This window comes from Glycomyces dulcitolivorans (assembly GCF_003265355.1).
In the GTDB taxonomy this organism is placed as follows: domain Bacteria; phylum Actinomycetota; class Actinomycetes; order Mycobacteriales; family Micromonosporaceae; genus Glycomyces; species Glycomyces dulcitolivorans.
The window spans coordinates 67,361-81,178 of the sequence record NZ_QFRW01000095.1 but is presented as its reverse complement, the minus strand read 5'-3'; the positions used below and the strand labels follow the sequence as shown (position 1 = coordinate 81,178).

At 71.9% G+C, this 13,818-nt stretch carries 13 protein-coding genes; 6 read left to right on the top strand and 7 right to left on the bottom strand.

Annotation, left to right across the window (positions count from 1 at the left end):
* Positions 1 to 5: 5 nt before the first annotated feature.
* A complete protein-coding gene (locus DI269_RS12220) occupies positions 6 to 389 on the bottom strand; it encodes a MerR family transcriptional regulator (protein WP_408612293.1) in 384 nt (127 codons plus the stop codon).
* A gap of 123 nt (positions 390 to 512) precedes the next feature.
* Between DI269_RS12220 and DI269_RS12215 the strand changes: the two genes are divergently transcribed.
* A complete protein-coding gene (locus DI269_RS12215; RefSeq protein ID WP_232822716.1) occupies positions 513 to 1,472 on the top strand; it encodes an aldo/keto reductase in 960 nt (319 codons plus the stop codon).
* Here the strand turns inward: DI269_RS12215 and DI269_RS12210 are convergent.
* The gene (locus DI269_RS12210; RefSeq protein WP_112136266.1) at positions 1,469 to 1,888 is read right to left on the bottom strand and encodes a secondary thiamine-phosphate synthase enzyme YjbQ; all 420 of its coding nucleotides are present in this window, start codon (positions 1,886 to 1,888) and stop codon (positions 1,469 to 1,471) included. The two genes, DI269_RS12215 and DI269_RS12210, sit on opposite strands and share 4 nt — an antisense overlap.
* Before the next feature lie 117 nt (positions 1,889 to 2,005).
* Between DI269_RS12210 and DI269_RS12205 the strand changes: the two genes are divergently transcribed.
* The 3 genes from DI269_RS12205 to DI269_RS12195 are packed head-to-tail and all read left to right on the top strand — an operon-like array spanning position 2,006 to position 5,048.
* Positions 2,006 to 2,998, top strand: coding sequence for a tyrosine-type recombinase/integrase (locus DI269_RS12205; protein WP_112136264.1), 993 nt, complete (start codon positions 2,006 to 2,008; stop codon positions 2,996 to 2,998).
* A 50-nt stretch (positions 2,999 to 3,048) separates the two neighbouring features.
* Positions 3,049 to 4,557: an AlkA N-terminal domain-containing protein gene (locus DI269_RS12200; protein WP_112136262.1), complete on the top strand. Its 1,509-nt coding sequence runs from the start codon at positions 3,049 to 3,051 to the stop codon at positions 4,555 to 4,557.
* Positions 4,554 to 5,048 (top strand): methylated-DNA--[protein]-cysteine S-methyltransferase, encoded by a 495-nt coding sequence (locus DI269_RS12195; protein ID WP_198667354.1) that lies wholly within the window; start codon positions 4,554 to 4,556, stop codon positions 5,046 to 5,048. Before DI269_RS12200 ends, DI269_RS12195 begins: the two co-directional genes overlap by 4 nt.
* Here the strand turns inward: DI269_RS12195 and DI269_RS12190 are convergent.
* The 5 genes from DI269_RS12190 to DI269_RS27035 form a co-directional block, all read right to left on the bottom strand.
* Positions 5,045 to 5,488, bottom strand: a complete 444-nt coding sequence (locus DI269_RS12190) for a hypothetical protein (protein WP_112136259.1) — start codon at positions 5,486 to 5,488, stop codon at positions 5,045 to 5,047. The two genes, DI269_RS12195 and DI269_RS12190, sit on opposite strands and share 4 nt — an antisense overlap.
* A gap of 56 nt (positions 5,489 to 5,544) precedes the next feature.
* On the bottom strand, positions 5,545 to 6,183 hold the full coding sequence (locus DI269_RS12185) for a maleylpyruvate isomerase N-terminal domain-containing protein (protein WP_112136256.1): 639 nt from the start codon (positions 6,181 to 6,183) through the stop codon (positions 5,545 to 5,547).
* A 12-nt stretch (positions 6,184 to 6,195) separates the two neighbouring features.
* Complete coding sequence (locus tag DI269_RS12180) at positions 6,196 to 7,158, bottom strand: coiled-coil domain-containing protein (protein ID WP_112136254.1); 963 nt, start codon at positions 7,156 to 7,158, stop codon at positions 6,196 to 6,198.
* A 71-nt stretch (positions 7,159 to 7,229) separates the two neighbouring features.
* A complete protein-coding gene (locus DI269_RS12175) occupies positions 7,230 to 8,009 on the bottom strand; it encodes an exodeoxyribonuclease III (RefSeq protein WP_112136251.1) in 780 nt (259 codons plus the stop codon).
* 60 nt (positions 8,010 to 8,069) lie between these two features.
* Positions 8,070 to 10,349 carry a hypothetical protein gene (locus DI269_RS27035; RefSeq protein ID WP_157974926.1) on the bottom strand — a complete coding sequence of 760 codons (2,280 nt, stop codon included), beginning with the start codon at positions 10,347 to 10,349 and terminating at the stop codon, positions 8,070 to 8,072.
* Between the two features lie 112 nt (positions 10,350 to 10,461).
* Here DI269_RS27035 and DI269_RS12165 point away from each other — a divergent pair, with 112 nt between their 5' ends.
* Together DI269_RS12165 and DI269_RS12160 are read left to right on the top strand one after the other, a co-directional pair.
* On the top strand, positions 10,462 to 11,262 hold the full coding sequence (locus tag DI269_RS12165) for an exodeoxyribonuclease III (RefSeq protein WP_112136246.1): 801 nt from the start codon (positions 10,462 to 10,464) through the stop codon (positions 11,260 to 11,262).
* Between the two features lie 48 nt (positions 11,263 to 11,310).
* On the top strand, positions 11,311 to 13,803 hold the full coding sequence (locus DI269_RS12160; protein ID WP_198667353.1) for a DEAD/DEAH box helicase: 2,493 nt from the start codon (positions 11,311 to 11,313) through the stop codon (positions 13,801 to 13,803).
* Positions 13,804 to 13,818: the final 15 nt, after the last annotated feature.

Genomic DNA, 13,818 nt, shown 5'->3' with positions numbered 1-13,818 from the left:
CCCGGTTACGGGGCGACGGAGCGGTAGTAGTCGATCTTGCCGAGCAGGTAGTCGCGTTTGGCGACGAGGTCGGCCATGCGGGCGTCGACGGCGGTCTTGTGGGCTTCGAGCAGGGCGATGCGCTCGGCGATGGTGTGGTCGCCGTCTTTGACGAGGGTGGCGAAGCGGTGCATCTGCTCGACGGGCATGCCGGTGTCGCGCAGGCATTTGAGGACGCCGAGCCATTCGAGGTGCTCGTCGTTGAAGCGGCGCTGGCCGGTGGTGGTGCGGGCGATGTCGCCGATCAGTCCGATGCGCTCGTAGTAGCGGAGGGTGTCCATGGTGAAGCCGGAGCGGCGGGCGCATTCGCCGATCGTGTAGGCGCCCCGCGAGGTGGTGTCCACGTGGATCGAGGATAGTCGCTGTCTCGATGGGGGTGGGTGGTGGGCGCTGGCCTGCGGGTTTGCACTGGAGTGCACTCCAGGTCCTAGCGTCGTCCACAGCAAGTTCGAACGAGAGAGACGGAGACTGCTGTGGAGCGGATCGCATTGGGACCGGACGGCATCGGCGTGTCGCGGCTGTGCCTGGGGGCGATGGCCTTGGGCACGGTGCAGGACGAGGCGTTGAGCTTCGAGATTCTGGACCGGTTCTTGGAGCTGGGCGGGAACTTCGTCGACACCGCCAACTGCTACATGTTCTGGGACGGGGACGGCACCGGGGACCAGTCCGAGCTTTTGCTGGGCCGCTGGTTCGCCGCGCGCGGGACGCGGGATGCGGTGGTGCTGGCGACGAAGGCCGGGCGCCGGCCCTTGTTCTTCGGCGGGGGCATGGAGCATTCCGAGCCGCTGTCGCGGGAGCGGATCGGGGCGGCGCTGGACGAGTCCCTGGCGCGGTTGGGGACCGATCGGGTGGACCTGTTCTGGGCGCACCGCGACGACCGGGACACGCCGCTGGCGGAGACGGTGGCGGGGTTCGACGACGCCGTGCGAGCGGGGAAGGCCCGCATGGTCGGGGCCTCGAACGCCGCGTCGTGGCGCGTCGAGCAGGCGAGGGGGATCGCGGCCGGGACGGGGTCGGCGGCGTACACGGCGATGCAGAACCGGTACTCGTACCTCAAGCCGCGGCCCGGGACGCGCCTGCCCGAGGGCGGGCACGTGCACGCGAGTGAGGACGACCTCGACTACCTGGCGAACACGCCGGGGACCGCGCTGCTGGCGTATTCGTCGCTCCTGTCGGGGGCGTATGTGAAGAAGCCGCTCGGGGAGCACTACGCGCACCCCGGGACCGACGCCCGGTTGAAGGTGTTGGACGAGGTGGCTTCGGAGACGGGGGCGACGCGCAACCAGGTGGTCCTGGCGTGGCTGGCCGGCCACGACGCGCCGATCATCCCCCTGGTGGGGGTGTCGTCGGTGGCGCAGCTGGAGGAGGCCGCCGCCGGTGTGGCGTTGAAGCTCGACGCCGGGCAGCGCGACCGCTTGAACGCGGCGGCTTAGCCGAGGAAGGAGAGCCGGACGGTCCGGTCGGGGTTGTCGCGGTTGGTGTCCACCAGGAGCACCGACTGCCACGTGCCCAGGGCGAGCCGTCCGGCCACCACCGGGAGCGTCGCGTGCGGGGCGACCAGGCCCGGCAGGACGTGGTCCCTGCCGTGGCCGATCGAGCCGTGCTGGTGGCGCCACCGGTCGGTGCGCGGCAGGAGCTCCCCGAGCGCGTCCAGGAGGTCCTCGTCCGAGCCCGCGCCGGTCTCGATCACTGCGATCCCGGCCGTCGCGTGCGGGACGAACACGTTCAGCAGGCCCTCGCGGGCGCCGATGGAGGACAGGAAGCCCTCGCATTCGCCCGTGAGGTTGCGGATCGACTCGCGCCGTCCGGTGTGGACTTCGATGGTCGTGGTGTGGAAGCCCGAGCTCATGGCCCGATCCTCCCATGCCGCAGCCGGTCCACTCTGGTGAGCCGGGCCTTACCGGGCGCAGAGCGCTTGCCGCCGGGCCCGGCCCGCGTGTCGGACCGGTCGTTTAGGGTGGGGTCCATGGCAGGCAGCGGGGCGGCAGGGAACTCTTTGACGGGCATCGACTGGAGCGACCGCACCGTCGTCGTCTCCCCGGGCGCCGACCCGTACCGGGCCTATCTGGACTCGCTCGGGTCGGCCGAGTCGCGGCGGACCATGCGCGGGTGCCTCGACCGCATCGCCCAGCTCCTCTCCGGTGACGCGAGCACGACCGGTGAGGGCCAGCCGTGGCACCTGCTGCGCTACGAGCACACCTCCCGGCTGCGGGCGGCCATGATCGACGCCGGCTGGTCGGGGGCCTATGTGAACAAGCACCTCGCGGCGCTCAGGCGGGTGTTGAAGGAGGCGTGGCGGCTCGACCTGATGGCCGCCGATGACTACCAGAGAGCCTGCGACCTGCAACCGGTCAAAGCCCAAAGGCTCCCGGTCGGCCAGCAGGTCGACGGCGAAGCCCTCGGGGCCGCGTTGTACGCGTGCGACGCCGACCCCGGGCCCGCCGGCGCCCGCGACGCCGCCGTCCTCGCCACGTTGTACTCCACCGGATGCCGCCGCAGTGAGATCGCTTCGATGCGGCTGGTCGACTACGACAAGGCCGAGCGCGCCATCCGCATCGTCGGCAAGGGCAACAAGGAACGCGCCGTGTACGTCACCGAAGCCGCGCAGGCGCGGATCGAGCGGTGGATGGCCGTGCGCGGCAACACCCCCGGGGCCCTGTTCTGCCCGATCAACAAGGCCGGGAAGTTGAAGCTCAACGGGAACCAGCTCTCGGGCATGACCGGCCAGGCCATCGCCGACCTGCTCACGAAGCGCCTGGTCGAGGCCGGGCAGCGCCGCCACACCCCCCACGACTTCCGCCGCACCTTCATCGGCGAGCTCCTCGACGCCGGCGTCGACCTCGCCATCACCCAGTCCCTGGTCGGGCACGCCTCCCCCGCGACCACCGCCCGCTACGACCGCCGCCCCGCGCGCAGGTCCCGCGAGGCGGTCGACCGGCTCCAGCTGCCCGAATCGTGATGTCGATTTCTGGCTAGCCGTTGTCGTACCCGGCAGGCACGCTAGTACCTATGGCCGATCTTCAAATACTTGGCAACGAGGAGCAGCTGCAGGCCGCCGTCGCCGGACGCGACGCCCGCTTCGACGGCTGGGTGTTCCTGGCGGTCACCTCCACCCGCATCTACTGCCGACCCTCGTGCCCGGCGGTCAAACCCAAGCGCGAACACCAGCGCTTCTACGCTTCGGCCGCGGCCGCCCAGGAGGCCGGGTACCGGGCGTGCAAACGCTGCCGGCCCGACGCCTCCCCCGGGTCACCGGCCTGGGACTGGCGCTCGGACGTGTGCGCGCGGGCGATGCGGCTGATCGGCGAAGGCGTCGTCGACCGCGACGGCGCCGCCGGACTCGCCCAGCGCCTCGGCTACTCGCTCCGCCAACTGGAGCGGCTGTTGATCGCCGAGGTCGGGGCCGGGCCGGCCGCGCTGGCCCGTGCCCAAAGGGCCCAGGTGGCCAGGACGCTGATCGAGTCGACCGACCTGCCGATGGGGCAGGTCGCCTTCGCCGCCGGGTTCTCCTCCATCCGGGCGTTCAACCGCGTCGTCGCCGAGGTCTTCGCCTGCTCCCCCACCGAACTGCGCGCCAAGACGAAAACCAGGCCCGCGGGGGGCGGGGCGATCTCGCTGCGCCTGGCCTACCGCGAGCCCTTCGAACCCTCGAACCTGTTCGGCCACCTCGCCGCCGCCAGCGCCCCCGGGGTCGAGGAGTGGCGGGACGGCGCCTACCGGCGGACCCTGCGCCTGCCCGGCGGGCCGGGGATCGCGGCCCTCAGACCGGGGCCCGGGTACGTCGAGGCCCGGTTGCGGGTAGCGGACCTGCGGGACGTCACCGCTGCGGTGGCCAGGTGTCGGCGGATGCTCGACCTCGACGCCGACCCGCACGCCCCCATGGAGGCCCTCGGCGGGGATGAGGCGCTCGCGCCCCTGGTCGCGAAGACCCCGGGGCGGCGGGTGCCGCGGAAGGCGGATGCGGCCGAGTACGCGATCCGGGCCGTCATCGGCCAGCAGATCTCCACCGCCTCGGCCGCGACGGTCGCCGCGCGACTGGCCGAGCGGTACGGGGAACACGTCGACGACCCCGAAGGCGGACTCACCAGGTTGTTCCCTGAGCCTGCCGTGTTGGCCGAGGCCGACCCGGCGCACCTGCCCATGCCCGGGACCCGCAAGCGCACGGTGCTCGCTCTGGCGGGGGCGTTGGCGGGCGGGGACGTGGAGCTGGGGCCGGGTGCGGACTGGGCGGCCGCTCGGGCGCAGTTGGCGGCGGTGCCGGGGGTGGGGCCGTGGACGATCGAGATGGTCGCCATGCGCGCCCTCGGCGACCCCGACGCGTTCCCCGTCAAAGACCTCGGCGTCATCAAAGGCGCCGAGGCGCTCGGCCTCGGCGCCGGCAAGGCCCTGGAAGCGCGCTCGCAGGCGTGGCGGCCCTGGCGCGCCTACGCGGTCCAGTATTTGTGGGCCAGCAGCGAGCACCCGACGAACCGCATACCCGACGACGACAGTGACGAACGAGAGAAGGCGAGCGCATGATGCGCACCGATGCGAGGCATGTGAAGTTCGAGTCCCCGCTGGGACTGATGGCGGTCTCGGCGGTCGAAGACGGACTCACCTACGTCCACATGGGCGTGGAGGAGATGAAGGACGCCTGGGGCCCCGAGGAGCACACGCCCGTCCTGGACGCGGCCGAGGAGCAGCTCCTGGCCTACTTCGCGGGCGAGCTGAAGGACTTCGACCTGCCGCTGGCCGCGGAGGGGACGGGGTTCCAGCACCGGGTGTGGGCCGAACTGGTCCAGATCCCCTACGGCGAGACCTGGTCGTACCTGGATGTGGCGCAGCGGCTCGGGGACCCGAAGGCGGTGCGGGCGGTGGGGCTGGCGAACGGGCGCAACCCGATCGCGATCGTCGTCCCCTGCCACCGGGTCATCGGCTCCAACGGCAAGCTCACGGGGTATGCGGGCGGGCTGTGGCGCAAGGAGTGGCTGCTGGGCCTGGAGCGCGGCGAACCCGCCCTCTTCGCCTAAAGCAGAGTGACGGTGAGGTTGACTTCGACGGCCTCGTCGGTGACGACGATGGTCGCCGAGTAGCAGACCTCGTCGGTGCACCCGGCCGGGATGACGCCCGAGGCGGTCCCGGCCGGCGTCACGCCCGCCACGAGCGGGGCGTCCATGCCGTTGGCGTCGATGAACTCCCCGAACGACTCGGCCGGGACCGACACGGTGGCCTCGGCCCGGTCGCCGGGGGTGGGCGGCTGGGCCTGGGTCAGGTCGGCGTCCAGGACCTCCGTGCCCTCGGGCAGCTCGATGTGGACGGCCTGCTCGACGGCGTTCGCGGAGGGCTGGGGGCCGCCTTCGAGGGCCCACGCGACGCCCCAGACGGCGCCGATGAGTCCGGCGAGGACCACCAGCAGCCATGCGGCGGCGAACAGGCCGCGTCGGACCGTCGGGATCGGCGGGGAGACCATGGCCGCGACCCTACCCGGCCGCGGCGCGTGTCCGCCTCATATACGCACGCGCCGTGTCACAGGCCGCTGATGGTCCCCGGGGCGCGCTCGGTCCGGGCGAGGGCGCGCACGAGCGCGGCCTGGCCGTGGCGGGCCGCGGCCAGGTGGGCGAGCAGCCCGGTCGCGGTCGCGAACGCCTCGGTGTCGAAGGCGGGGGTGTCCAGGCCGGTGGAGTAGGCGAGGTCGTCGGCGTGGACGACGAGTTCGAGGATCCGCGTGGTCAGGAAGTCGTCGAGGGTCGTGGCGTAGGGCCAGCGCGGATTGCCGGTGGTGAGGGTGCCTTTGAGGCCCGGGAGGGTCCCGGTCAGGCGCTCCAGGGCGGCGGTGGTGTCGGCCAGGACTGCGCCGTGGCCGCCGATGGCGGCTTTCTCGCCGCCGTCGCGGATGGCGGTGTTGTAGTCGTTGTCGATGTCGGCGGCCAGCCAGGCGGCGCGCGCGTAGTGGTCGTGGAGGCCGATGACCTCCTTGCCGGCGTGGTCGGCGTCGAGGGCGTGGGGGACGCCGGTGATCTGGGCGGCCAGGTGCGCGGCGAGGCCGCCGACGGTGAACCCTTCGAGCGCCGAGGGCTCGCTCCAGTGGTCGGCGACGGCGTCGGTGTCCAGGAGGGCGAGCGCGGTGGCGGCCGCGGCGAGGTACTGGTGCCTGAGGTCGGTCATGACGGCTCCCTCTTATTGCATGGACACGTGGACGTGGTTGGTGTGGTCGCCGGCGGGGGTGCCGTCCTGCCCGGAGTAGGAGCGCCAACCCGAGCCCGGGGACCAGAACTGGCGGTACCAGATGACGTATTCGACGCCGAGGGCGTCGGCGTTGTTGACGTACCAGGACGCGAGCTGGTCGCCGTAGGCCTTGTCGTCGCCCGAGGCGTCGGAGTTCTGGAACCCGGAGGCGTCGGCGGCCCAGTCGCAGGCGCGCCCCAGCGGGTGCTCGCCCGAGCCCCCGGAGCGGTAGCAGGAGACGTAGTGGTCGAAGCCGGCCTCTTTGGTCTCGTTGTACATGTGGAGGGTGCGGGGGGTCAGGCACCCGGAGGTGGTGGGGTCGTCCTCGGTGCAGCCGCCGTCGCCGCCGTCGTAGGACTCCGCGGCGGGGGCGCCGCCGTCCGAGCCGGGGCCCGACGCTTCTTCGGCGCGGAGCTCGTCGAGCTGCTCTTCGAGGTCTTCCTGGGCTTTCTCGGCGTCGTCGAGGGCCTGCGCGGCCTCTTCGACGGTGTCGGCGTGGGCGGCCTGCTCGGCTTCGAGCTGGGTGAGGAGGTCCCCGGCGTCGTTGAGCAGTGCGGCGCGTTCGTCGCCGAGGAACCCGGTGAACGTCATGGCGTCGATGAGGTCCTGGGTGTCGGTGGAGGAGAGGATCGCGTTGGTCTGCTGGAGGTCGCCTTCGGTGTGGAGGTAGAGCGCGTAGTCGTTGAGCGCGGTCTGGAGCTCGTCGAAGCGCGCCTGGGTGTCGGCGATCTGGGTGGCGAGGTCGGCGGCGCGGGCGTTGGCCTCGTCGACGGCCCCTTGGGCGTCGTTGACGGCGGCGATGGCCTCGGCGAGGTCGGCTTCGAGGGTCTCCTCGTCGGGTTCGGCCGCGGCGGGTGCGGGGATCAGCGCGAGGAGCGCGACGAGCAGCAGCGCGGAGAGGATCTTGTGGCGCACGGGTGGAGGTCAGCCCTTCCGGCGGTTCGGGCGCGGCTCGTGGTCTGGTGGGGTGGCCGCGCGGTCGGGTGTTACAGGTCGAGGTCGATCACCAGGGGTGCGTGGTCGGAGGCGCCTTTGCCTTTGCGTTCGTTGCGGTCGACGAACGCGTCGGTGACGGCCGCGGTGAACGCGGGGTTGGCGAGCGCGAGGTCGATGCGCATGCCGCGGTTCTTGGGGAAGTCGAGGTTGCGGTAGTCCCAGAACGTGAACGGGCGATCGTATTTGAGGGCGCGGGGGAAGACGTCGGCGAGCCCGGCGGCCTTGACCGCGTCGAGCGCTTCGCGTTCGGCGGGGGTGATGTGGGTGGTGCCGGTCCATTCGTCGACGTCCCAGATGTCGTCGTCGGTGGGGCAGATGTTGTAGTCGCCCATGGCCGCGAACGGCAGGTCGGCGGCGGCGTCTGATGCGGCGTCGGCGGCGAGGGCCTGGAGGAACGCGAGCTTGTAGGGGAAGTGCGCGTCGGCGGTGTCGCGGCCGTTGGGGATGTACAGCGTCTGGACCCGCACGCCCCCGCAGGTGGCGGTCAGGGCGCGGGGTTCGGCCTGGCCGTCGAAGTCCGGCTGCCCGGCGATGCCTTCGCGGACGTCGGCCAGGCCGACGCGGGAGAGGATGGCGACGCCGTTCCAGCGCCCGGTCCCCCAGGCGGCGACGTCGTACCCGGCGGTCTTGAACGCCTCGACGGGGACGTCGGCGGTGGCGCACTTGAGTTCCTGGAGGCACACCACGTCGGCGTCGGCGCTGGCGAGCCAGGCCAGGACCCGCTCCAGTCGTGCTTTGAGCGAGTTGATGTTCCAGGTGGCCACGCGCATGCGCCACACCCTACCCCGCTGCGGTCAGTGACCGGGCGGACCGGGGGTGCGGGGCGCGACTTAGGTCGCTGCCGGGGCTTTTGTCGCTTCCTCGGCTTCGATCGGGGCGGGGGTGTCGGGGCGGGGGCCGACGGCGACGGCGAGGAGGCCGAAGCCGAGGGCGGCGGTGAACCCGGGGATGGCCATGCCGGAGTCGTTGACCAGGCCGCCGATGACGGCGACGGTGGTCAGGCCGACGACGGCGGCGGCGACGGGACTCGTGCGGATGGGGGCGCGGACGCGCCAGATGAGGACGGCGGCGATGAGCGCGGCGAAGGAGATGAACGCCATGGACTCGTCGATGGTGCCCAGGGCGGCGCGGGCCTTGCGGATGAGGATGAGCTGGGCGGAGCCGTCGAGGACGGAGCCGACGAACCGGCCCAGGTGGGTCTGGTCCTCTTCGGGCCGCAGGTAGTCGAGGATGCCGCCGACGGCGAACACGGCGAACGCGATGCCGCCGGCGAGCGCCAGCGACCCCAGGGACAGGCGCCGGCCCCACAGTTTCAGGCAGCACAGGATGCCGGCGGCGACGAGGGTGAGGGTGCCGCCCATGTCGCGGCCCAGCATCGGGGCGCCGACGATGATCACCGAGCAGACGCCGATGGCGAGGGGTCCCCAGACGCGGGTGCGGCCTCTCCAGGGGATGAAGCAGACGAGGAGGAGGATCGCGGCGGCGAAGACGCTGAACGCGTAGTTCCCGAGCCCGGTGAAGCGGGCGCCGGCTTGGGCGGTGTAGCCCATGGGGGTGTGCAGGGGCCAGGTGGCGCCGGAGATCTGGTCGACGGCGATCAGTCCGGCGCAGACGCCGGCGATGATGAGCACCGGGCGCACGCCCTGGCGCGTCCACGGCAGCGACACGGCGGTGGTGAGGATGATGACGCCGGCGGCGATGAGGCCCCAGAACGCGAGCTTGGGGTGGTCGGCGCGCCACCACGGGGGGATGCCGGCGATGAGCGCGGCGACCGGGACGGTGGAGAACGCGATCAGGACCGTGCGGGCGGTGCGCCGGAACCGGTCTTTCCCGGCGGTGTAGTGCGCGGCGAGGAACATGACGAGCACGCCGGTGAAGGACAGGCTCCAGTAGAAGTTCGGGGACACGTCGGCGTTCGCCGCGGACGCGGCGGTCTCGTCGGTGCCTTTGGCGACCGCGCCGGCGGCGGTGTGGCCCTCGTCGGGGCGGACGGCGACGGGGGCGCCGGCGACGGTGGCGGGGATGTCGGCGCCGACGACGGCGAGGGCGGTCGCGGTCAGGTCGGTGAGCTGGATGTAGCCGTCGCGGCCGGTCGTGGAGGAGGTGAGTTCGCCCCGTTCGACGCCGGGCCCGGTGTAGAGGACCGGGTGGAGCGAGGAGGGCGCCGAGGCGTCGGAGATGCCGGCGACGATGAGCCGCCAGTCCTCGGGGAGGGCGTCGCGGACCTCGGCGACGGCGGTGTCGGCCTGCTGGGCGGCGGCGGCGCGGACGGGGTCGGCCTCGGGTTCGATCTCCCCGGCGTCCTCGACCGGGCTCGTTTCTTCGGTGCCGACTTCGGTGTCGTCCTCGCCGAGCTGGTCGTAGTCGGTGGTGGTGTCGGGGGCGTGGTCGGCGGTGTCGCCGACGACGACGCCGGGGTCGACGATCACGACGTCGCACGCGGCCATGGCTTCGGGGAGGGATTCCAGGCCCGGCGCCCAGTAGGCGATGCGGCCTTCGGTGTCGGCGGCGGCGAGGGCGGCGCCGTTCCCGATCCCGGCCACGCACGACCCCGGGTTCATTTCAGGGGCGCTTTCGCCTTCGGCCTCGGCTTCGGCCGCGGCGGCCTCCTGCTGGAGGGCGGCTTCGGCGAGCGCGTCGGCCAGGGAGCCCAGGCGCGCGCCGTAGTTGAAGGCGCTGTTGGCTTCGATGAAGGCGTCCCAGCCTTCGACGGTCCACCCCTCGCCGGTGTCGGCGGGCGGCTGGAGGCTGGACTGGGCCGAGCACTGGGCGTCGCGGGGGGCGACCCCGCCGGCCCGCTCGCCGGCGCCCAGGGAGATCCATCCGGCTTCGGGGCACGTCCACGAGCCGAGGGTGCGCACGCTCATCGCCGCCGAGGCGCCCTGGTCGGCCAGGTCCCACAGGTTCGGGGTGACGCTCTCGTCGATGTCGGACCAGGTGAGGCCGGGGACGCCGACGATGACGATCCCGGCGGCCTCCGGTTCCTCAAACGCTTGGGCGGGTTGGGGCAGGGCCAGTGCGGCGGCCGCCGCGGCGAGGCCGGCCACGGCCCAGCGCGCCCATGTACGTCCGCCCCAGGGCGCTCGCTCGCGGCCCGCCACCTGTGTCATGCCCCGTAGTCTATGGGGTCCTCGCGTCCGGTCCGGGTCCGTCCCGGCCGCGCCAGGCGTGGGTCTCGCGGCGATGCCGGGGAGGGTCGGTGGGGCGCGTTAGGGTGGGCGCATGCGCACCATCGCCACCGCCAACGTCAACGGAGTCCGGGCCGCCGCCAAGAAGGGCCTGGTCGAATGGCTCACGAATGTCGAAGCGGACGTGGTGCTGCTTCAGGAGGTCCGCGCCGACGAGGCGCAGATTCCCGCCGAGGCCGCGGAGGCCGGGGGCTGGCACTGGGTGCTGGCGCCGTCGTTGACGGCGAAGGGCCGCGCGGGCGTGGCGGTCCTCACCCGCCAGGCGCCGGAGGCGTCGCGGATCGGGTTCGGGTCGACCGAGTTCGACGGGTCCGGGCGGTACGCGGAGGTCGACCTGCCGGGGTTGACGGTGGCGTCGCTGTATCTGCCCTCGGGTGAGACGGACACGCCCAGGCAGGAGGAGAAGGAGCGGTTCATGGGCGCCTTCGCCGACTACCTCGTCACCGCCGCGGCGAAAGCGGCGGGCCTGGGGCGGGAGTACCTGGTGTGCGGGGACTGGAACATCGCCCACGCCGAAGCGGACCTGAAGAATTGGAAGTCGAACAAGAAGACCGCCGGGTTCCTGCCCGAGGAGCGGGCGTGGCTGACCGACGTGTACGGCACCCGCGGGTTCGTCGACGTCGTCCGCGCCCTGCACCCGGGGGTGGAGGGGCCGTACTCGTGGTGGTCGTACCGGGGGCGGGCGTTCGACAACGACGCGGGCTGGCGCATCGACCTGCACGTCGCCACCGCCGGGCTCGCGGCGAAGGCGACCAAGGCGTGGGTGGACCGGGCCGCGGCGCACGACCAGCGGTGGTCCGACCACGCTCCGGTACTGGTCACCTACGACCACTAGCGGGCCCGGTTTGCCCCGGCCTTGCGGGTGCGGGCACCATTGGTACACGTGAGCCTCATCGACTACCTGCCCGGGACCGACCGACCGGAACCCGACGACGTGTACGCCGCCTTCGCCCAGTGGGCGGAGGATTCGGGCATCGCCTTGTACGAGCACCAGGAAGAGGCCCTGCTGGCGATCTGCACCGGGCAGAACGTCATCGTCGCGACCCCGACCGGGTCGGGCAAGTCGCTCATCGCCGCCGCCGCGCACTTCAACGCCCTCGCCAACCAGCGGACCTCGTTCTACACCGCGCCGATCAAGGCCCTGGTGTCGGAGAAGTTCTTCGAGCTGTGCGAGCAGTTCGGGCACGAGAACGTCGGGATGCTCACCGGCGACGCCGCCGTCAACCCCGACGCGCCCCTGATCTGCTGCACCGCCGAGATCCTCGCCAACCTCGCCCTGCGCGAAGGCTCCGGCCTGGACTGCGATTCGGTGGTGGCCGACGAGTTCCACTTCTACGCCGAACCCGACCGCGGCTGGGCCTGGCAGGTCCCGCTCCTCGAACTCCACCGGGCGCAGTTCACGCTCATGTCCGCGACCTTGGGCGACACGGCGTTCTTCGAGGAGGACCTGACGCGGCGCACCGGCCGCGAGACCGCCCTCGTCGCCTCCGCGACCCGCCCCGTCCCGCTGCACTACGAGTACCGCAAGACGCCTTTGCACGAGACCGTCGAGATCATCGTCAAGTCCGAGAAGGCCCCCGCGTACATCGTGCACTTCACGCAGGCCGCCGCACTGGAGACGGCGCAGGCGCTCGCCAGCTTGAACCTGGTGGACAAGGACGCCAAGGCCGCGATCAGTGCCGCGCTTGGCGGGTTCCGGTTCACCACGAAGTTCGGGCAGACCCTCGCCCGCCTCGTGCGCTCGGGGATCGGGGTCCACCACGCGGGGATGCTGCCGAAGTACCGGCGCCTGGTCGAGCGCCTCGCCCAGCAGGGCCTGCTGAAGGTCATCTGCGGCACCGACACGCTCGGCGTGGGCATCAACGTCCCCATCCGCACCGTCGTCTTCACCGGGCTGACGAAGTACGACGGGCGCCGCACCCGGCGCCTGCGTGCGCGCGAGTTCCACCAGATCGCCGGCCGCGCCGGCCGGGCCGGGTTCGACACCGAGGGGTTCGTGGTCTGCCAGGCCCCCGAGCACGTCATCGAGAACGAGAAGGCCCAGCAGAAGTTCGGCCTCGACCCCAAGAAGCGCAAGAAGATGGCGAAGAAGAAGCCCCCCGAGGGCTTCGTCGGCTGGTCCGAGGAGACGTTCCTGGGATTGTCGGAGGCCCCGCCCGAGGCGCTCGTCTCCCGCATGCGCATGACCCACGCGATGCTCATCAACCTCCTGGGCCGCGGCGGCGACACCTTCACGCACGTGCGCACCCTGATCGAGGACTCCCACGCCGACCGCGCCACCCAGTTGAAGATGGCCCGCACCGCTCTGACGATCGCCCGCACGCTGCGGGACGCGGGGATCATCGTCATCGACGGCGGCACCGTCAAACTCACCGTCGACCTGCCCGACCACTTCGCGTTGAACCAGCCCCTCGCCCCGTTCGCCCTCGCGGCCCTGGAGCTGCTGGACAAGGACGGCGAGGACTACCCGATGGACGTCGTCTCCATCGTCGAAGCCACCCTGGAGGGCCCCGGGCAGATCCTGGCCGCGCAGCGCAGCAAGGCCAAGGGCGAGGCCATCAACGCGATGAAGGCCGACGGCCTGGACTACTACGACCGCATGAACCAGCTCGAAGACGCCGAAGTCGACTACCCGAAGCCTTTGGCGGAGCTGCTGGACGAGGCGTTCGACGCGTACAAGACCGGCCACCCGTGGGCCGCGGACTACCAGCTCGAACCCAAGTCGATCCTCCGCGAGATCTGGGAGGGCCGCATGAGCTTCGGCGAGTACATCGCCCTCTACAGCCTCCCCCGCGCCGAGGGCCTGCTCCTGCGGTACCTGTCGAGCGCGTACAAGGCGCTCGTCCAGACCCTCCCCGAGGACACCGGCGGCCCCGAGCTCGACGACCTCACCGCGTGGCTCGGCGAGACGATCCGCCAGACCGACTCCTCGCTGATCAACGAGTGGGAGCAGCTGACCAACCCCGCCGACGACGACGGTGACCTCGACACCGGGCGCCCTGCCCGGGCGTTCACCGACAACGAGCGGGCCTTCACCATCGCCGTCCGCAACGCCGCGTTCCGCCACGTCGAACTCGCCGCCGCCGACCGCCCCGCCGACCTCGCCGCCCTGGAGACCGGCTGGCCCGTCTCCAAATGGGACACCGCCCTGGAGGCGTACTTCGCCGCCCACGACGACATCGGCACCGCCGGCCCCGCCCGCGGCGGCGAATTCCTCGACATCGCCAAGGACGGCCGCACCTGGACCGTCCGCCAGACCATCGACGACCCCGCCGGCGACCGCGACTGGACCATGCACTTCACCGTCGACCTCGACGCCTCCGACGAGACCGGCACCGTCGCCATCACCATCCAGGACTTCTCCGACCAGGCATAGCCTTCGCGGAAGGCC